Source organism: Nocardia sp. NPDC006044, assembly GCF_042871115.1.
Taxonomy (GTDB): Bacteria; Actinomycetota; Actinomycetes; order Mycobacteriales; family Mycobacteriaceae; genus Nocardia.
This window is the reverse complement of sequence record NZ_JBIAID010000006.1, coordinates 324,470-342,297: the sequence shown is the minus strand read 5'-3', so window position 1 is coordinate 342,297 and position 17,828 is coordinate 324,470. Positions and strand designations below refer to the sequence as shown.

At 67.3% G+C, this 17,828-nt stretch carries 18 protein-coding genes and 1 tRNA gene; 5 read left to right on the top strand and 14 right to left on the bottom strand.

Translation table 11 applies throughout. From position 1 onward, the window contains the following. Nucleotides 1-13: 13 nt before the first annotated feature. From ACFYO1_RS40930 to ACFYO1_RS40890, 9 genes are all read right to left on the bottom strand, one after another. Nucleotides 14-715, bottom strand: coding sequence for a GntR family transcriptional regulator (locus ACFYO1_RS40930; RefSeq protein ID WP_387244059.1), 702 nt, complete (start codon nucleotides 713-715; stop codon nucleotides 14-16). Nucleotides 716-809: 94 nt separating this feature from the next. Continuing rightward, entirely contained in the window at nucleotides 810-1,949 is a 1,140-nt protein-coding gene (locus ACFYO1_RS40925; RefSeq protein WP_387244055.1) for a Fic family protein, read from the bottom strand. A 229-nt stretch (nucleotides 1,950-2,178) separates the two neighbouring features. Then, the gene (locus ACFYO1_RS40920) at nucleotides 2,179-2,682 is read right to left on the bottom strand and encodes a GNAT family N-acetyltransferase (protein WP_387244052.1); all 504 of its coding nucleotides are present in this window, start codon (nucleotides 2,680-2,682) and stop codon (nucleotides 2,179-2,181) included. A 184-nt stretch (nucleotides 2,683-2,866) separates the two neighbouring features. Continuing rightward, complete coding sequence (locus tag ACFYO1_RS40915; RefSeq protein WP_387244049.1) at nucleotides 2,867-3,604, bottom strand: SDR family NAD(P)-dependent oxidoreductase; 738 nt, start codon at nucleotides 3,602-3,604, stop codon at nucleotides 2,867-2,869. A gap of 83 nt (nucleotides 3,605-3,687) precedes the next feature. Next, nucleotides 3,688-4,878, bottom strand: a complete 1,191-nt coding sequence (locus tag ACFYO1_RS40910) for a DUF418 domain-containing protein (protein WP_387244046.1) — start codon at nucleotides 4,876-4,878, stop codon at nucleotides 3,688-3,690. A gap of 223 nt (nucleotides 4,879-5,101) precedes the next feature. Next, nucleotides 5,102-5,740: a Uma2 family endonuclease gene (locus ACFYO1_RS40905; protein WP_387244043.1), complete on the bottom strand. Its 639-nt coding sequence runs from the start codon at nucleotides 5,738-5,740 to the stop codon at nucleotides 5,102-5,104. A gap of 137 nt (nucleotides 5,741-5,877) precedes the next feature. Then, a tRNA-Pro gene (locus ACFYO1_RS40900) sits at nucleotides 5,878-5,951 on the bottom strand. 78 nt (nucleotides 5,952-6,029) lie between these two features. Beyond that, the gene (locus ACFYO1_RS40895; RefSeq protein WP_387244040.1) at nucleotides 6,030-7,784 is read right to left on the bottom strand and encodes a hypothetical protein; all 1,755 of its coding nucleotides are present in this window, start codon (nucleotides 7,782-7,784) and stop codon (nucleotides 6,030-6,032) included. Nucleotides 7,785-7,822: 38 nt separating this feature from the next. Continuing rightward, the gene (locus ACFYO1_RS40890; RefSeq protein WP_150400780.1) at nucleotides 7,823-8,785 is read right to left on the bottom strand and encodes a metallophosphoesterase; all 963 of its coding nucleotides are present in this window, start codon (nucleotides 8,783-8,785) and stop codon (nucleotides 7,823-7,825) included. Nucleotides 8,786-8,943: 158 nt separating this feature from the next. On the opposite strand from ACFYO1_RS40890, the gene ACFYO1_RS40885 reads away from it, so the two are divergent. Continuing rightward, a complete protein-coding gene (locus ACFYO1_RS40885) occupies nucleotides 8,944-9,408 on the top strand; it encodes a GatB/YqeY domain-containing protein (RefSeq protein WP_387244037.1) in 465 nt (154 codons plus the stop codon). Nucleotides 9,409-9,483: 75 nt separating this feature from the next. Here ACFYO1_RS40885 and ACFYO1_RS40880 read toward each other — a convergent pair whose 3' ends face one another. After that, nucleotides 9,484-11,784, bottom strand: coding sequence for a penicillin-binding protein (locus tag ACFYO1_RS40880; protein ID WP_387244141.1), 2,301 nt, complete (start codon nucleotides 11,782-11,784; stop codon nucleotides 9,484-9,486). Nucleotides 11,785-12,215: 431 nt separating this feature from the next. Between ACFYO1_RS40880 and ACFYO1_RS40875 the strand changes: the two genes are divergently transcribed. Then, complete coding sequence (locus ACFYO1_RS40875; RefSeq protein ID WP_014981178.1) at nucleotides 12,216-12,539, top strand: WhiB family transcriptional regulator; 324 nt, start codon at nucleotides 12,216-12,218, stop codon at nucleotides 12,537-12,539. Between the two features lie 97 nt (nucleotides 12,540-12,636). On the opposite strand, the gene ACFYO1_RS40870 is transcribed toward ACFYO1_RS40875, so the two are convergent. Both ACFYO1_RS40870 and ACFYO1_RS40865 read right to left on the bottom strand, forming a co-directional pair. Further along, nucleotides 12,637-13,767: an ArsA family ATPase gene (locus ACFYO1_RS40870; RefSeq protein WP_387244034.1), complete on the bottom strand. Its 1,131-nt coding sequence runs from the start codon at nucleotides 13,765-13,767 to the stop codon at nucleotides 12,637-12,639. Nucleotides 13,768-13,840: 73 nt separating this feature from the next. Continuing rightward, nucleotides 13,841-14,860 (bottom strand): ArsA-related P-loop ATPase, encoded by a 1,020-nt coding sequence (locus ACFYO1_RS40865; protein ID WP_387244138.1) that lies wholly within the window; start codon nucleotides 14,858-14,860, stop codon nucleotides 13,841-13,843. A gap of 256 nt (nucleotides 14,861-15,116) precedes the next feature. Here ACFYO1_RS40865 and ACFYO1_RS40860 point away from each other — a divergent pair, with 256 nt between their 5' ends. The 3 genes from ACFYO1_RS40860 to ACFYO1_RS40850 are packed head-to-tail and all read left to right on the top strand — an operon-like array spanning nucleotide 15,117 to nucleotide 16,596. Further along, nucleotides 15,117-15,278 carry a DUF4177 domain-containing protein gene (locus ACFYO1_RS40860; protein WP_150400783.1) on the top strand — a complete coding sequence of 54 codons (162 nt, stop codon included), beginning with the start codon at nucleotides 15,117-15,119 and terminating at the stop codon, nucleotides 15,276-15,278. Nucleotides 15,279-15,290: 12 nt separating this feature from the next. Further along, nucleotides 15,291-15,758, top strand: a complete 468-nt coding sequence (locus tag ACFYO1_RS40855; protein WP_387244027.1) for a RidA family protein — start codon at nucleotides 15,291-15,293, stop codon at nucleotides 15,756-15,758. A gap of 46 nt (nucleotides 15,759-15,804) precedes the next feature. Continuing rightward, entirely contained in the window at nucleotides 15,805-16,596 is a 792-nt protein-coding gene (locus tag ACFYO1_RS40850) for an MBL fold metallo-hydrolase (RefSeq protein ID WP_387244024.1), read from the top strand. Nucleotides 16,597-16,679: 83 nt separating this feature from the next. Here ACFYO1_RS40850 and ACFYO1_RS40845 read toward each other — a convergent pair whose 3' ends face one another. Both ACFYO1_RS40845 and ACFYO1_RS40840 read right to left on the bottom strand, forming a co-directional pair. Next, nucleotides 16,680-17,354: a Crp/Fnr family transcriptional regulator gene (locus ACFYO1_RS40845; RefSeq protein WP_019044571.1), complete on the bottom strand. Its 675-nt coding sequence runs from the start codon at nucleotides 17,352-17,354 to the stop codon at nucleotides 16,680-16,682. A gap of 214 nt (nucleotides 17,355-17,568) precedes the next feature. After that, the gene (locus tag ACFYO1_RS40840) at nucleotides 17,569-17,796 is read right to left on the bottom strand and encodes a hypothetical protein (RefSeq protein ID WP_014981184.1); all 228 of its coding nucleotides are present in this window, start codon (nucleotides 17,794-17,796) and stop codon (nucleotides 17,569-17,571) included. Nucleotides 17,797-17,828: the final 32 nt, after the last annotated feature.

Genomic DNA, 17,828 nt, shown 5'->3' with positions numbered 1-17,828 from the left:
TTCAGTTGGCGGGTTATTCGGCGGCCATCGCCGCGATGGCGCGGGTGACTCGTTCGAGCACCACGTCGAGTGATTCGCCGATATGGGTGTGCAGCAGCCGGTAGGCGAGCGGAAGATCCTCGGCGAGAACGGCATCCAGAATGCCCAGGTGCTCGGCAATGGTGGTCTCGATGCGGTTGTTGACCATGAAGTCGTACATCCGGACGTGCCGGATGCGGGAATTCACCGCCTTCAGCGCGCGCACCATCTCGGCATTTCCCGCGGCGGTGAGCAAGATGACGTGGAATTCCTCGTCCCGCACGACGAATCCGGGCTCCTGCACCGGCGGGTCGGCCCGCAACGCCAGCCAAGCGTCGCGCTCGGCCTCGAGCAACGCCCGGTCGTGGGTCACCGCGGGGTTTGTCATCGCCCGCTGAATCCCGCCCAGCTCCACCGTGATTCGCAGCTCGTACAGGTCCCGGATCAACGGAATGCTCGGCCGCACCGGGCTGAACCCGTACTCCTCGCGCTGCAGCAAGCCGTCCGAACACAGCACGGTCAACGCTTCCCGGATCGGCGTCCGCGAAATCCCGAACCGCGCCGACAATTTCGGCTCCGTCAGCCGCTCCCCGAACTTGATGTCCCCATTCATCAGCTCGCTACGCAACGCCGCGTAAACCACGTCCCGCAACGGCTTCCCCGCCGCATCCTCCACTGTGGCCAACCGTGTCGACATACCTGTATACGCTATGGAGCTCGCGTTTCATCGATGTGACAACAGGTTAGCAAGGCGTAAGAGTCTCCTCACCGCACGAATTGGGCCTCCTCGTTCACCGCGTCAGCAATTCGGCCCTGAGGCCGGGATACGGATCGACTATGTGCCGCGGCACTTCCTGACGAAGGACAGATCGGAGTTCCATGAGCTGTGCTCCGGCCACATAGTGGCGGCCGCGCGTCTCCCCGCGCGCGGCGAGCAGCCCGAGGTCGGTCAGTGCCTTGAGGTCACGAGAAGCGGTTCGTTCATCGATCTGGGCACGGGTGAGGTATCCATGCCGGCGGATGCGAAACCCGATCAGAGCGTCGTACAAGATGTCGACGGACCGCTCCGGCAGTTTGTGGGTGCCGACGAGTTCATCGAGGCGCGACCACGCGCGCTCGGTGCGATGCATCCGGCCCTCGACGGTCTGGGCCTGGATGTCGTGCGCGCGCAGGTTGAACTTCAACCACAAGCCGGCGTCGCGCTCCGGTGACCAGGCGCCCGCTCCGGTCGCCGCCAGGATCCGGTAATAGTCGTCGGTGTTGACGCCGAGCCATTCCTCGATGCTGCAGAAGGTCGGCTCGGCGATGCCGCCGCGGGATACGACCAGGGTCTGTAGTGCGCGCGCCATCCGGCCGTTGCCATCGCGAAAAGGGTGGATCATCACCAGATTCAGGTGCGCCATCGCGCCGGCCACGATCGGGTCCGTGTCGGACTCGAGTGCCTCGGCGAGTTCGGCCATCAATCCGGGTACCAGCGCTGAGCCGGGACCCTCGTAGACGGTGTCGCCGCTGGTGTCCTCGCGCACATAGATCGGGCCGGTGCGGTATTGGCCGGGACTCTTCGCGAGGTCGTGCCCGAGAAGCATGAAATGCAATGCCCTGATGGTGGATTCGTCGACCGGTGCCGCACTCTGGGCAACTGTCAGTACGTACCCGAGCGCCTGCCGGTAGCCGCGGATTTCGGCGAAGGTCCGCTCATCGGCGGTGAGTGCTTCCTCGTAGTCGACCGCGGCGGCCGCGTCGTCGGTCTCGACCCGGTACCCCTCGATGCTGTTCGAGCCCTGGATGGCGCGGGCCATCAAATTGCGCCGCAGCAATCCCGGCCAGCGTTTCGGCACCCGCATGGCTGATGCGAGTCTGGCGCGTCGGCGATAGATGCCGCTCAGCACCGCATTGTCAGTGGAGTCGAGTTCGGGTGTCGCGTACAGCACGGGTCGGCCTCCGATGTCCTGATGTCTCTAATCTTAGGACAAAATCCTGATTATGTCTCTAGTTTAGAGACAGCGGGACAGTCGACGTTGTGCGGGGGTTGCTCGAAGACACACGAGCTGGAAGAGACTCTGATCCAGCGGCTGCGAGTTGCTCGGTGGGGCAGGTTGTCTCGTGGTGTTCCGGTCGAGCGTGATCGGAATGCCCCTGTGGTGCAGGGATATTGATCGATCAGATGTTGGCTAGCTTGTATTCCAGGATGTCTCGGGGTTCGCCTGCGCCGAAGTAGCGTTCCTCGTAGCCGGTCCAGGCGAAGCCGATGCGGCGGTAGAGGTTGTAGGCGGACTGGTTGGTGGGGCGGACGGTGATGAGGACGCTGCGCATCGCCTGGCGGCGGCATAGGTTGATCGCCTCGGCGAGCAGGGCGGATCCGTAGCCGCGACCGCAGCTGTGCGCGCGGACGGCGAGGCTGAGCAGCCAGCCGCGGCGGTCGGGGGTGAGCGCGACCAGGACATGACCGACGACGAGGCCGCCGACCTCGGCGATCAGCCAATTTGCGCCGTGCAAGTCGAAGAGTTGGCGCAGCACGAAGTACGGATAGGCCTGATCGCCGAAGCGTTCGGCCTCGATCGCCGCGACATCGGCGAGATCGGAAAGTTCGGCATTCCGATACACGGGCGTCGATGACGTCGTCGCGCTGTCCACTGTGCTCGCTTGCGCGGTAACACGAGTCATATTTCACAGCGTAAGCGTTTGCTCGCTCGGTCGCGGCGAACCCGGTGTGCACGATCCGGATCGAGATCGTTCACCCGGAGTCTCGCGGTCGCGCATAACGCTTCGCTGACCGGCCGATCAGGCGCGGCTGAGCGGCCCGCGTTGCCCGAGTTTCACCGGCAGTTTGCCTCAGTCATGGGATGTTTCAGGCGGTCGCGGCCTTGACCCGAATGTGCTGCGCGGTCACCGATTCTGCCTCGTCGCTCACCAGGAAGGCCACCGCGTCGGTGAGCTCGGTTGCCGCGCCGAGCCGTTCGGAGATGCCAGTCCCCATGACGTAACTCGGTTCGTGCTCGCCCTTGGCCGGGCCGCCGTTGTCCGCGCCTGCCGCCCCGGGGCTGACCGCGTTGACCGCGATGCGCCGTTCGGTGAAATCCGGGGCGAGCGAGCGGGTGAACTCCGCGATGGCCGCCGTCGCGGCGTTGTCGACGGCGTTGCCGGGCGCCGCCGGAGCGCCGACGGTGATGATGCGACCCCCGTCGGCGAGATGGACCGCGGCCAGCTGGATCCCGTTGAACACGGCCTTGGCCGGCGCCGCGAAGCCGAGATCGAACTCTTCGGCGGAGATCTCGCGCAGCGGCGTGGTGATCGCGCCCCCGCCGGTGTGCACCAGCGCATCCCAGTGCCCGCATTCCTCCAGCAGCGCCTGGACCAGCTCCGCGTATTCGTCCCGGTCGCCGATATCGGCGGCCAGGGCCAGCGCCGAACCGCCGGCGTTGGTGATCTCCTTGACCACGTCGGCAGCCGACTCGGGGCTGTGCGGGTGCTGGATAACCACCTGCGCGCCCTGTCCGGCAAGGGTTTTGGCGATGGACTTGCCGATTCCGGTGTCCGCGCCGGTGATCAGGGCGGTCTTGCCGGCAAGCGGGCCGGTCGGGTTCATGGCCTAGCCTTTCCGTGTTCGCCGCTGGGTGCCCAGCAGAGGCCCAGTATGCCGTCCCCGTCCGACCGAAATCGACCGCTTCGCTATACCGTCCGGCTTTCCAGCGCGCGCCAGGCGGGGCGGCGGCCGTTGGTGACCCAGCGCAGCAGCCACTCCGCGGGTCCGTATCGGTACCGGCGCAACCACACTGCGCTGACCGCCAATTGGGCCGCGAAGACGAGCAGGGCGACCGCGAAGGTGGCCAGCGGTGACAGGGCGCCCGCCGCGCCGAATCCGACGCCGGTGAACAGGATCAGCCCGATCGCGGATTGGCCGAGGTAGTTGGTCAGCGCGATCCGGCCCGCGGGTGCGAGCGCGGTGCGTATCCAGTTCGTGCGTGGACTGTGCATCAATCGCAACAGGGTTGCAACGTACGCGGCGGCGAGGGCGGGCGCGGTGACGACGCTGACCGCGACGGGCAGGGCCGTGCCGGTGCCGCCGCCGAGGGTGTAGATCACGCTGCCGGCCAAGCCGATCGGGAAACCGATCCATTGGATGCGGCGCAGGATCGGTTCGTCGCCGCGCACCTGAGCCAGCAGCTTCCGTCGCCCCGCGACCATGCCGAGCAGGAACATGGCGAGCGCGGTCGGCCCTTGCATGGTGACCGCCTGCAGGACGAGCAGCGGCAGTCCGGCGAGGTGTTCGCCGATGACGTCGCTCCACCCGCCGAGCATCGCCGCCGTCGCTTGCCGGCCGTTCTCCTGGGCCTCGGCGGTCGACGGCAGGATCGCCGACGTGTTCATGAGCAGACCGCTCAGCAGCAGGCCCGCCAGGACGAACCCGTACAGCCAGGCGGCCACCTTCAGCGCCGTGCGATCCCCGACCCCGCGCATCCAGAACAGCACCAGGCAGGCGACCGCGTAGGTGGTGAGCACGTCGCCGCCGTAGAGGAGCACGATGTGCAGCACCCCCAGGACGAACAGTCCCGCGATCCGCCGCAGCATCCGTGGCTCGAACGCCGCGCCCGCGCGAGCCGCCGCGGTCATCTGCAACGTGAAGCTGTAGCCGAACAGGAACGAGAACAGCAGATAGAACTTCATGTCGACGAACACCGAGGACAACGCGCGCACCAGATCATCGAGCGGTGAGTCGAAGGCTGGATCGGTGACCAGATTGCCCGGATACCCGGACGACATGAAGGTGATGTTGACGATGAAGATCCCCAACAGCGCAAACCCACGCAACGCGTCTACGTCGTAGATCCGCCCCCGAGGCGCAACCAGCTGATCGGTCATAGGACCCGACTTTCAGTCATTGAGACGAGAATAAGTATGTGAGGGATACTATATGACAGATACTAATTCCGCTCGCCGAGCGTCCACCCTGGTCTGATGGGTAGTGAAAGGCTTCGGAAACGGGTCTGCCCCCTGCCGGTGAGGGCAGGGGGCAGACCCGTTCCACCCAAGAGTCGCCGGCGCGGGGCCGGTTCGTCCGGTGGATTCGGACGGGGTGGCGGGATCAGTCCACGCCGAGGTCGAGGTCTTCCCAGGTGATCCGGACGTCTAATGGGCTCAGCGTCTCGATCGCAGTGTCGAGCGGTTCTGTACGGGTCCGGTGACCGCTCGGGACGTACCTTCCCTCGGAGTTCAGCACGAGCCGCTCGACCGAGATCGCGGGGCCGTCGTCATTGGCCATGCGCACGATCCAGTAGTGCTCGATGCCGAAGCGAGCGTATTCCGCACGCTTATCGATCATGTCCGCCGTTACGGTCGTCGGAGAGACCACTTCGACGACCAGGACGGTATCGGCAATGGTCGGCTTTTGCTTCCAGCGCCCGCGAGGCTGGTCGACGCAGTGGTACAGGATGACGTCGGGGCGCTTGTAGTGCAGCGGCACCTCTGAGACGAGCATGTCCACGTCGCGATTGATCCGAAGGCAGGGCTCGGTCGAGCCGCGTTTCGCTTCCGCGTCGAGCAATGCTCTTTCGATATTGCGTGCGACGGCATTGTGGTTGGGCGTGGCGGATTCGCAGAAGACGACCATCCCGTCCTGGACCTCGACGTTGCGAGCCAGATCCTCCGGCATCGCCAGATAATCGTCGATGTCGACGGGAAAGATGTAGGTCTTCGGCGAAGACCAGTCGAACGCTTCCGACACGATGACCGTCCTTCAGCTGGTAGTCGCTGCAATCGTAAGTCACGGCCAGCCTCGGACGTCTTTCGTGAAGGGCTCCGGAAACGGGTCTGCCCCCTGCCGGTGAGGGCAGGGGGCAGACCGTTCGTCTCAACCACGAGTCGGGGTGACAGGATTTGAACCTGCGACCTCTTCGTCCCGAACGAAGCGCGCTACCAAGCTGCGCCACACCCCGTGAATCGAACCTGGACTACCTTACAACAAGGACGGTCCAGACGTTAAACCCACTGGTCAGGAAGGGTATTTCAGAGGGTCAGCCGTCGTGCGGACGGATGCTGGTGAAGATGCGCTTGGCGGTGTCCGCGTCGACGGCGTTGGGGACGCCGGTGTCGGCGGCGATCACCATGACGAAGCTGCCGTTGTCGGTGGGGAAGGCGGCGGTGTAGACGGAGTACGCGGTGGCGCAGCCGGGCTTGGCCTGGGTGACGGTGCCCTTGGTCTCGACGAACATGCCGCGCTGCGTGCCGTCCAGCGATTCGAGCGGGACCGGCGGGGCGGGGTGGGCGTCGGCGGAGGCGGTGTAGGCGAGCTTGGCCGTCCTGGTGCCGAGTTCGGTTGCGGCGGTACCGGAATCGGCGTCCTTCGAACCGGTCAGGAAGGACGCGGTGCGGGTCGAGCCGGGGCAGTAGCCCTTGCCGTCGCTGGCATAACCCTTGCCCGCGACCGCGTTCGGTGGCTCGCCGTACCCGCCGATGGCGGTTTCCGGCGCGATGGTCCAGCCGGGGGGAACGTCGTAGGCCGCGCCGCGATCGGGCGCGACGACGACCTGATAGCCCGGGACGACCGGCGTCTCGTGCCGACCCGAACTGCTCGGTGTCGGGGAGGTCGTGCCGGACTTCGACGGAGTCGGCGCGCCCTCGCTGGTGGTGAGCGCGCTCACCATGGAAGGCGAGTTGCGTTGCGAGTCGGCGTTGTTGGCGCCGCGCTTGGCCAGGGTCACCGCGGTGACCGCGCCGCCCGCGACCAGCAGCACCACGAGCCCGATCAACAGCGCCGCTTTTCCGCGCCCGCTGGGCGGTGGGCCGCCCACACCGTGGCCGGGTGGCATCTGGTGCGGCGGCGAGCCGCCGAACCCGCTCTGCGGCGCGTACGCGCCGCCTACGGGCTGTCCGTAAACCGGCGGCGCGGTATAGGCGGGCACCGACTGCCATTGCGGCGCGGGATCGGGCTGGCCTAGTCGGGTGGCGTTGGGATAGCCGAGCATGGTCGGCGCCGCTTCGCTCGGCGTGTTCGGGCTCGGTTCCGGTGTGCCCAGGCTCGGCTGCCAGAGACCGGCTGGCTCGCTGCGCGCCTGCGGCTGAGCCATCAGGGTCGGATCGGCCTGCCCCGCGGGCGGCTGCCATTGCTGCTGCCCGCCGGATACCTGCTGCGCCAAGAGCGTCGGGTCGGCTCGGCCGGCCGTAGGCGCTTGCCATTGCTGCGGCTGCCCGTCGGACACGGGCTGTGCCATGAGCGTCGGATCGGCCTGCCCGGGTGCCTGCCATTGCGGCACCTGGGGCTGAGCCATCAGCGTCGGGTCCGCTTGCCCGGGCGTCTGCCACTGGGTGGCTTGCGGCTGGGCCATCTGCGTGGGGTCGGCTTGTCCGGGTGCCTGCCACTGCGGTGCTTGTGGCTGGGCCATCTGCGTGGGGTCGGCTTGCCCAGGCGCCTGCCACTGCTGACCGCCCGGCTGTCTCTGGGGCGCTGCCTGCCACTGCGAGTTCGTCGCGGCGGCACCGGGACTCGGCTGCCACTGATAGCTCGGCGGCGCGGGTGCGGCCGGCCCACCTTGCTGCCACTGAACGGTCGGATCAGGCTGCCCGGCCCCCTGCGGCGGCCATTGCACCTGCTCGTGGAACCCCGAATCGCGCTTCCAGGGCCGGGCGGGGGCGGGCTGCTCAGCGGTCTCGGCGTCCGACCCGGCCTGGTCGAATTGATCTGCGCCGTTTGCCGGTTGCTGATACGGGTGCGCCGCACCGGGCCGGCCCAGAACGGTCGGGTCGTTGCGCCGGTCGTCGAATCCACTCACAGTTGTCCCCTGCCTGACACACGTCTCGGCACGCGACCTTAGCGGGCGACGGCCTCCGAGGTGGACACGCCCTGGCCGCTGTCCGCGGACGGCCGCTTCGGCGGCGCGGCGACCAGCGTCAACAGGGTCGCCTCGGGCCGGCAGCAGAACCGGTACGGCGCCCACGGCGAGGTGCCCACGCCCGCGGAGACGTGCAGCTGGGTGTGCTCGCCCCACTTGGACGCACCCTTGACCCGGGACCGGTCGATGCCGCAGTTGGTGACCAGCGCGCCGTATCCGGGCAGGCACAGCTGACCGCCGTGCGTGTGCCCGGCCATGACCAGGTCGTAGCCGTCCTCGGCGAAGCGGTCGAGCACCCGCGGCTCGGGCGAATGGGTCAGGCCGATCCGCAAGTCGGCCAACGGGTTCGGCGCGCCGGCCACGGTGTCGTAGCGGTCGCGGTGCAGGTGCGGGTCGTCGACGCCGGCGGTGGCGATCCGGATGCCGGAAACCTCCAGGTCCCGGCGGATATGGGTCAGGTCGAGCCAGCCGCGCTCGGTGAAGGCCGCCCGCAGGTCCTTCCACGGCAGCGGGGCGCCGTAGACCCGGCGGTGATCCTTCTTGAAGTACTTCATCGGGTTTTTCGGCACCGGCGCGAAGTAGTCGTTGCTCCCGAAAACGAAAAGCCCCGGGCGGGAAAGCAATCCGCCGAGGGCCTGGACTACCGCGGGTACCGACTTCTGATGCGAGAGGTTGTCGCCGGTGTTGATCACCAGGTCCGGCTCCAGCCGGTCCAGTTCCCGCAGCCACTGCTGCTTGCGCTGCTGGCCGGGGGTCATGTGCAGATCGCTGATGTGTAGCACCCGCAGCGACGACGAACCCGGCGCGAGAACCGGCATCGTGGCCTCCCGCAGAACGAAGGCGTTGCGTTCGACCAGCGAGGCGTAGCCGATTCCGGCCACGGCCGCCCCGGCGGCTCCCAACGCGGTCGTGCGGACAGCAGAGGTCGAGATTACGGGCATTTGCCCAGCATAGGTGACCCCGTTGCGGAACGCCGAGTGTGTTTACGCACAACCGCTTGCATTCTCGTCGAGGACCGCCCCGGAAAACCGGGCCGGGATCTGCCGCAGCAGCGCAAATGTGGTGGGCGGGTCGCCGGGGACCGGCTACCGTGAGCCTCATGTCGGAACTCAAAGCGCAACTGCGGACGGACATGACCGCCGCGATGAAAGCCAAGGACACGCTGCGTCTCGCTACGCTGCGGATGCTGCTCGCCGCCATCCAGACGGCCGAGACCGCAGGCTCCGAGGCGCGCGAACTCACCGATGCCGACGTGATCGCCGTGCTGCAGAAAGAGGCGAAGAAGCGCAGCGAGTCGGCCGAGATCTACACCCAGAACGGGCGCGGAGAGCTGGCCGCCAACGAACACGCCGAGGCGCGGATCATCGACGAATACCTGCCCACCCAGCTGAACGAGGCGGAGGTCGCCGATGTCGCGGACACCGCGATCGCGCAGGTCGCCGAGGAGCTCGGCGAGCGGCCGGGCATGCGGCAGATGGGCCAGGTGATGAAGGTCGCCACCGCGCTGGCCGAGGGCAAGGCCGACGGCTCGCGCCTGTCCGCCGCGGTGAAGGCCCGGCTCTGACGCAGCCGCCGGGGTAGCCGCGTCCATACGCAACGCGAAAGGCCCGCGAACCTGATTGGTTCGCGGGCCTTTTCGTCAGCGTGGGATCGGGATCGGAATCGGGATCGGCGGCAACAGCGGGGGCGGCGGTGGCAGCCCCGGAAGTCCCGGCAGCCCCGGCGGCGGGCCCGGCGGCGGCGCGGCGCGCTGGGTGCCGTCGCTGATGTAGAGCGTGATCACCGAACCGGGGATCGCCGATCCGTTCGGCGAGGTGCCCATCACGGTGCCCTTGGCCTGCGCGCCGGGACCGGTCACCGGCGTCACCTGGAATCCGGCGGCGACGAGCGCGGCGGTCGCCTGCCCTTGGGTCTGCCCGGTCACGTCCGGCACCTGCGCGTTGTTCGACCCGCGGACGTACTTGTCGTCCAGCGGCGGCAGGGCGGGCGGCGGGAATCGGTTGAGCACCGGCTTGATCGAGTTGAACCAGGTGCGCGCGGGCTCGTTACCGCCGAACAGGTTTCCGTCGCCGCAGTTGCGCAGCGGGAACGAGCAGATCTCGCCGGGCGTCGGGCTGTCGCCGTAGACGTAGGTGGCGGCGGCCAGTGAGTTGGTGAAGCCGACGAAGGCCGAGGAGCGGTGGCTCTCGGTGGTGCCGGTCTTGCCGGACAGCGGCGCGTTCCAGCCGGCCGACTGGGCGGCGCCCGCCGCGGTGCCGCTGACGTCGTCCTTGCTCATCGCGTTGGCCAGGGTGTTGGCCAGGCCGGGCTCGATGACCTGCTCACACGCCTGCTGGGTGAGCGGCACCTGCTTGCCCGACCGGTCGACGACCTCCTTGATCGGGTTCGGCGGGCACCACTTCCCGCCGGAACCGAGGGTCGCCGCGACATTGGACAGTTCGAGCGGGTTGATCGCGACCGGGCCGAGGGTGAACGAACCGAGGTTCTGTTCCTTCATCATGTCGGCGAGGCTCTGGTTGCCGTGGCCCGAGCTGCCCGGCTCGGTGTAAGAGCGCATGCCGAGCCGGACCGCCATGTCGACGGTCGGCGTGACGCCGACGGCCTGGATGAGCTTGACGAACGCGGTGTTCGGCGAGGTCGCGAGCGCCTCGGTCACCGACATCGGCGACTTGTACTTGCCCGCGTTCTCCACGCAGTAGGTGGCGGCCGGGCAGCCGCGGGCGCCACCGTTACCCATCCCCTTGGCCTCGAACCGGGTCGGCACGTCGAGCTGGGCGTTGATGCCGAGACCCTTCTCCATGGCCGCGGCGGTGGTAAAGATCTTGAAGATCGAGCCGGCGCCGTCGCCGACCATCGAATACGGCTGCGGCTGCACGGTTTCGTTCGCGTCGCGGTTCAGGCCGTAGGTGCGGCTGCTCGCCATGGCGAGCAGCGGATGCGAATCCTGCCCCGGCGCGACGACGGACATGACCTGCGCGATGTTGTCCAGATTCGGATTGGCCGCGTCGGTCACCGACCGCTTCACCGAGTCCTGCACGGCCGGATCGAGCGTGGTCTTGATCAGGTAGCCGCCCTTGTCGATCTGCTCGCGGCTGATGCCCGCGTTGGCCAGATACTGGATGGCGTAGTCGCAGAAGAAGCCGCGGTCGTTGGCGGCGATGCAGCCGCGCGGCAGGCCCTTCGGCTCCGGCAGCACACCCAGCGGCTTGGTCTTGGCCTCGCGGAACTCCTCGGCCCGGCTGGGGATGTTCTGGATCATCGTGTCCAGCACGGTGTTGCGCCGGGCCAGCACGCCCTCGGAGTTGCTGTACGGGTTCAGCTTCGACGAGCTCTGCACCATGCCGGCCAGCATCGCGGCCTGCGACACGTTCAGCTCGGAGGCGTCCACGCCGAAGTAGGTCTGCGCCGCGTCCTGGATGCCGTAGGAGGAGTTACCGAACGGGACCAGGTTCAGGTACCTGGTGAGGATCTCGTCCTTGGTCAGCTCCCGGTCCAGGGTGAGCGCCATCCGGATCTCCCGGATCTTGCGGGCGGGGGTGGTCTCGATGGCGGCGCGGCGTTCGGCATCGGTCTTGGCCACGACGAGCAGCTGGAAGTTCTTCACGTACTGCTGGTCGAGCGTCGACGCGCCCTGCTGGACCTCGCCACTGCTGGTGTTGGTCAGGAACGCGCGCAGCGTGCCCTGCCAGTCGACGCCCTCGTGCTCGGCGAAGCGCCGGTCTTCGATGGAGACGATGGCCAGCTTCATGTCGTTGGAGATCTTGTCGCTGGGAACCTCGAAGCGCCGTTGCTCGTAGAGCCAGGCGATCGGTGTTCCACTCGCGTCGACCATGGTCGAGACGGCGGGCGCGGTGCCCTCCACCAGTTCCGAGGACACGTTGTCGACGGCGTCGGCGGCTCGGTTCGAGACGAATCCGAAGCCACCTGCGAGCGGGAACATCAACCCGGCGACGAGCACGGCGGCCAGCGCGCAGCTGCCGGCCAGCCTCGCGAGCGTATGTGTGATCGGCACGATCCCCAGCCTACGGGGTGGGGTTCGAACCCTCTTCCGTGCGTTTACCGGAAGGCGATTCGCATGGGCGTTTGGGCGTGTCGCGAGGGCGAGTCTGGCGTGTCGCGGGACGGCGCGCCGCGAATATGCCGGACCCGTCGCCGCTCGCGGCATTTTGCAGGGACGGACGTACCAAAAATTCCGGGGGCGGTCTTGCGCTGGAGCCCAACCTTTACCTAGATTGAGAACCCAGTGTGATAGAGCTAACACTCAAAGTGGAATGTGGTGCAGAGCGCAGCGGGGTTTGGGTTGCTGCGACGCTGACACGCGATTCTGGAGCGCCGTTGACCCGGTGTTCGGACTGCAAAGGGGCACACCAAATGCACATGACAACCCCCATCGCTCGATTGGACGTGGAGCAGGCCGAAGCAAGGATTGCCTGGGTAGCCCAGGCCCGATGCAAGGAAGTGGATCCCGATCAGTTGTTCGTTCGCGGGGCTGCGCAGCGCAAAGCCGCGACGATCTGCAGGCACTGCCCGGTGCTGATGCAGTGTGGTGCCGACGCGCTCGACAATCGAGTGGAGTTCGGTGTGTGGGGCGGTATGACCGAGCGGCAGCGTCGTGCGCTGCTCAAGCAGCATCCCGAGGTGACCTCCTGGGCCGATTTCTTCCAGGCCCAGCGCCAGCACCAGGTGGCAATGTAGCCCCGGCGAACATTCGGAACTGAGCCTGCGAAAGCGGGCTCAGTCCCGTTTGGGGGCAATTACTTCCGTTTGGATCAATAGCCGATGCGTCTATGTATCAAGCCGAGGCGCGGTGTCCGGTGAGCTGGTCACCGACGGCGCGCAGCGCCTCCAGATCCGACACTTCGAACGGCAACGCGGTCACCGCCACGATCGGTACCCGCGGATGCGCGCCGGTAAACCGGTGCAGCAGATGCTGTTCGCGCTTGTCCGTGGCGACCCGCCTGGCGTGGATGCGCAACACGGCCGAAGTGAGCGGGTCGCTGTCGGCCAGTTGCCCGGCCGCGGTCAGCGCGTGATCGCCGGACAGCGAACTCAGTGCCGGATGCGTGCGGTTGAGGATCAGGCCGGCCAGCGGCATGCGCTCGGTGGACAGGCGATCGACGAAGAACGACGCCTCCCGCAGCGCGTCCGGCTCGGCCGCGGCCACCACCAGGAAGTGCGTGCCCGGCTTGGACAGCATCGCGTAGGTGCGATCCGCCCGATCCTGGAAGCCGCCGAACAACGAATCCAGCGATTGCAGGAAGTTCGACGCGTCCTTGAGCATCTGCCCGCCGACGATGGTGGACACCCCGCGCACCGCCAGGCTCATCGCGCCGGTGACCAACCGGGTGACGCCGCGACCCGGCGCCATGATGACCCGGATCATCCTGCCGTTCAGGAAGTTACCCAGCCGCTTCGGCGCGTCGAGGAAGTCCAGCGCGTTGCGCGACGGGGGAGTGTCGACCACGATCAGGTCCCACTCCTTGCGCCCGGCCAGCTGACCGAGCTTCTCCATCGCCATGTACTCCTGCGTCCCGCCGAACGACGAGGCCACGGTCTGATAGAAGGGGTTGGCGAAGATCTGCTCGGCCTTGTCCGGGCTGGTGTGCTCGAGCACCATGTCGTCGAAGGTGCGCCGCATGTTCAGCATCATCGCGTGCAACTCGCCCTTGGCGTCCGGGCCGAGCGGCACCCGCTGCGGGGTGTTGCCGAGGTCGGCGACGCCGAGTGACTGAGCCAGTCGTCGTGCCGGATCGATGGTGAGAACGACCACCTTCCGGCCCTGCTCCGCCGCGCGCAGTGCGATCGCGGCCGCGGTCGTCGTCTTCCCTACCCCGCCGGAGCCGCAGCACACCACCACCTTCGCGGTCCGGTCGTTGATGATGTCCGAAACATCAAGCGACGCGGCCACACTCGGCGTGCTCATGACTCCGCCCGGCCGGTGCCCGGCTCCGTCACGAGCATCCCGAGGGTGGTGGTGTCGTCGGTTCGCTCGCTCATTATCGGACCCCTTGTTTACTGAGATGTTCGGCCAATTCGTAGAGGCCACCGAGGTCCATGCCGTCCGGCAGGGCGGGCAGATACATGCGCGACACGTCGACCTTGCCGAGCTCGGCGGCGCTGTCGTCCTGTGCCTGCAAAGTCGCCGCGTGCTCGATGGTTTCGGTGATCAGCCCCTGGAAGTCCTTGTCCGCCAGTGTGATCCCCGCCGCAGCCAGGCCCGCGCGGACGGCGTCGGTGTCGACCTCGCCCCGCGCCGCCTCGGCCCGCAACGCCTGCGGCAGCTGACCCTCGGTGGCGCGATTCACGATCACCGTGCCGATCCGCAGATCCGCCGCCGTCAATTCCGCGACGGCGTCGGCGGTTTCCTGCACCGGCAGCGCCTCGAGCAGCGTGACCAGATGGATCATCGTCTGATCCGAGTGCAGCAGCTTGGACACGCCCTCGGCCTGCGAGGCGATCGGCCCGCCCTTGGCCACTTCCAGCATGGCCTTGGTGACGTCGAGGAAGCCGGCGATCCGCCCGGTCGGCGGGGCGTCCACCACGATCTCGTCGTAAACCCGCTTACCGGCCTTGTCCACCCGGACCGCGCACTCCTTGATCTTGCCGGTCAGGATGACGTCCCGCAGTCCCGGCGCGATCGTGGTGACGAACTCGATCGCGCCCATCCGGCGCATCGCGCGCCCGGCGAAGCCGAGGTTGTAGAACATGTCCAGGTATTCCAGGAACGCGTGCTCGATGTCGAGCGCCAGCGCGACCACCTCGCCGCCACCGTCGGCGGTGGCGATCCTGGTCTCGGTGGGCGGCAGCGGCGGCAGGTCGAACAGCTGCGCGATCGACTGCCTGCTCTCCACCTCCACCAACAGCACCCGGCGCCCACCCGCGGCCAACGCCAGCGCGAGCGCCGCGGCCACCGTGGATTTGCCGGTGCCGCCCTTGCCCGAGACATAGTGCAGGCGGGCCTGCTCCGCGCGCTTCGGCCACCCTGTTTCCAGTCCCGGCTCGGCCGAAAGAGGCACTGCTGTTGGTACTCCCACGCTCGCGAGCCTATAACCCGTTCTGAGATCGCGCCCGAGGGATCCGCCTAGTGCCTGGTCCAGCGCGTGTGTCTGTACCAGACAGCACCCCCGTTGCGCCCTGGACAACACAACGTAGTCATCTGTCCCACCGCCGAATTCACGACCGGACCACTCAGCAGCCCGTCGGTTTCGAGCGCAGCGAGACGAACACGCAGCGCCGCAGGCGCTGCCATTTGGACAGAGCTACGCTCACCCCATGAGTGAAGCGACCGTATGGGAGTACGCGACCGTGCCGCTGTTGACGCACGCGACCAAGCAGATTCTCGATCAGTGGGGCGCCGACGGCTGGGAGCTGGTCTCGGTGCTGCCCGGGCCGACCGGCGAGCAGCACGTCGCCTACCTCAAGCGCCCGAAGTAAAGGAGAAGGGGAATGACCGCAGTGACTGAGTGGGAGAGCAATCTCGCGAAGCTCGGGGTGACCCTGCCTCCGGTCGTGGCGCCGGTGGCCGCCTACATCCCGGCGATCCGCACCGGTTCGCTGGTCTACACCTCCGGCCAGCTGCCGATGGCCGACGGTCAGCTGACCGTGGCCGGCAAGGTGGGCGCCGAGGTGAGCACCGAGCAGGCGAAGGAAGCCGCGCAGTTGTGCGCGCTCAACGCGCTGGCCGCGGTGCACGATCTGGTCGGGCTCGACGCGGTGGTGCGCGTGGTGAAGGTGGTCGGTTTCGTGGCCTCCGCACCGGGATACAACGACCAGCCGATCGTCATCAACGGCGCGTCGGAATTCCTCGGCGAGGTTTTCGGTGACGCGGGCGTGCACGCGCGCTCCGCGGTGGGCGTGTCGGAATTGCCGAAGAACACCCCCGTCGAAGTAGAGATCATCGTCGAGGTGCAGTAAACAAAGTTAAGTCCCGGACTGGGATTCGATCGACTGGGGTACATCGATGACGCTGACTCATCCCGCGTACGGACAACTACGGCAGGTCACCCCGACGGCGGCGGTGCTGCTGGCGGACAACCCGGGCCAGATGACGCTGCAGGGAACCAATACCTGGATCCTGCGCGCGCCGGGCCGCTCGGATTGTGTGGTGGTCGATCCCGGTCCGAAGGACAAGGCGCACGGCGCCAAGATCGCCGAGGTCACCGGGGGCGAGATCGCGCTCACGCTGATCACCCATCGGCATCACGATCACACCGGCGGCATCGACCACCTGGTGAAGCTGACCGGAACCACGGTGCGCGCCAAGGACCCCGAGTTCCTGCGCGGTTCGACCGAACCGCTGGTCGACGGCGAGGTGATCGAGGCGGCCGGGCTGCGCATCACCGTGGTGGCCACGCCGGGCCACACCGGTGATTCGACGAGCTTCCTGCTCGACGACGCGGTGCTGACCGGCGACACGATTCTCGGCAGCGGCACCACGGTGCTCGATTCGAGCGACGGCACCCTCGCCGACTACCTCGCCTCGCTGGACCGGCTGGTCGAGATCGGCGCGGGTAAGGCGCTGCTGCCCGCGCACGGCCCGGATCACCCCGATCTGGAACCGGTGGCGCGGTACTACATCACGCATCGGCGGGAACGTCTCGATCAGGTGCGCGAGGCGCTGCGGGTGCTCGGCCCGAACGCGGGCGCGATGGCGGTGGTCCGGCGGGTCTACGCCGATGTGGACAAGCGGCTGTGGCTGGCCGCGCGCAGCTCGGTGCAGGCGCAGCTGGAATACCTCCGCGCCGAAGGCTGATCGGGAGCTGCCCCGGACACGACAACACGCTGGGCTCTAGGAGCTAGGAACCCAGCGTGTTGTTCGGTCTGTTCGGTTGACGCTCAGCGCGCGCGGCGGGCCAGGCGCTCGGAGTCGGAGATGAGCACGCTCTTGCCCTCCAGCCGCAGCCAACCGCGGTGCGCGAAGTCGGCCAGCGCCTTGTTCACGGTCTCGCGGGAGGCGCCGACCAGCTGGGCGATCTCCTCCTGGGTCAGGTCGTGGGTGACCCGCAGCGCACCGGCCTCCTGGGTGCCGAATCGCTGTGCCAGCTGCAGCAGCGCCTTGGCGACCCGGCCGGGGACGTCGGTGAAGATGAGGTCGGCCAGGTTGTTGTTGGTGCGACGCAGGCGACGCGCGAGCACGCGGAGCAACTGCTCGGCGATTTCGGGCCGCTGATCGATCCAGGCCTTCAGGGCGTCCCGGTCCATGGTGACGGCGCGAACCTCGGTCACCGTGGTCGCGGTGGAGGTCCGCGGTCCGGGATCGAAGATCGACAGCTCGCCGAACATGTCCGACGGGCCCATGATGGTCAACAGGTTCTCCCGGCCGTCCGGTGATCTGCGCCCGATCTTCACCTTGCCCGAGGTGATGATGTAGAGCCGATCTCCCGGCTCACCCTCGTTGAAGATGACATGGCCGCGCGGGAAATCCACCGGCTGCAATTGCTTGGCGAGGGCGGCCACCGCAGTGGGCTCGACGCCCTGGAAGATGCCTGCTCTGGCGAGGGCCTCGTCCACTTATGTGCTCCTTATGGGAAATGGCTCTGTACTGGACCGAAAGCGACTCGGCCAACAGCGCAGTCTACGCGGCATGATGACAGCGTAGTGACAGACACCACGTAACGTGTGGATTGCGTGGCGCAGCGAAGAACCGTACCAGTTTCTGATCTCGGTATTCGCGGGCACCGGTGTGGTTACCCCAGCTCTAGCCGCCAGGTCTGTCGGTCACGCGTCAGCTTGCCCGTGCCACATCCAGCTCTTCGCCGCGGGCGCGGCGTTTACGCATCCGGGCAACGGCCGCTGGCAGGCCGAGCCTCGTCAGCTCTTTCACTTCTGCGTTGCTTGCTTTGTCCAGGTACTGCTGAACCTCTTCGTCGGGTTCGAGAAGTTTGCGGAGCCGGTTCTCGACCCGCTCCATACCCAGTGCGAACAGCATCAACAGCACTGGGAAGAGCACCACAGCGAGTCCTTGCATACGGAGGAGTAAACACG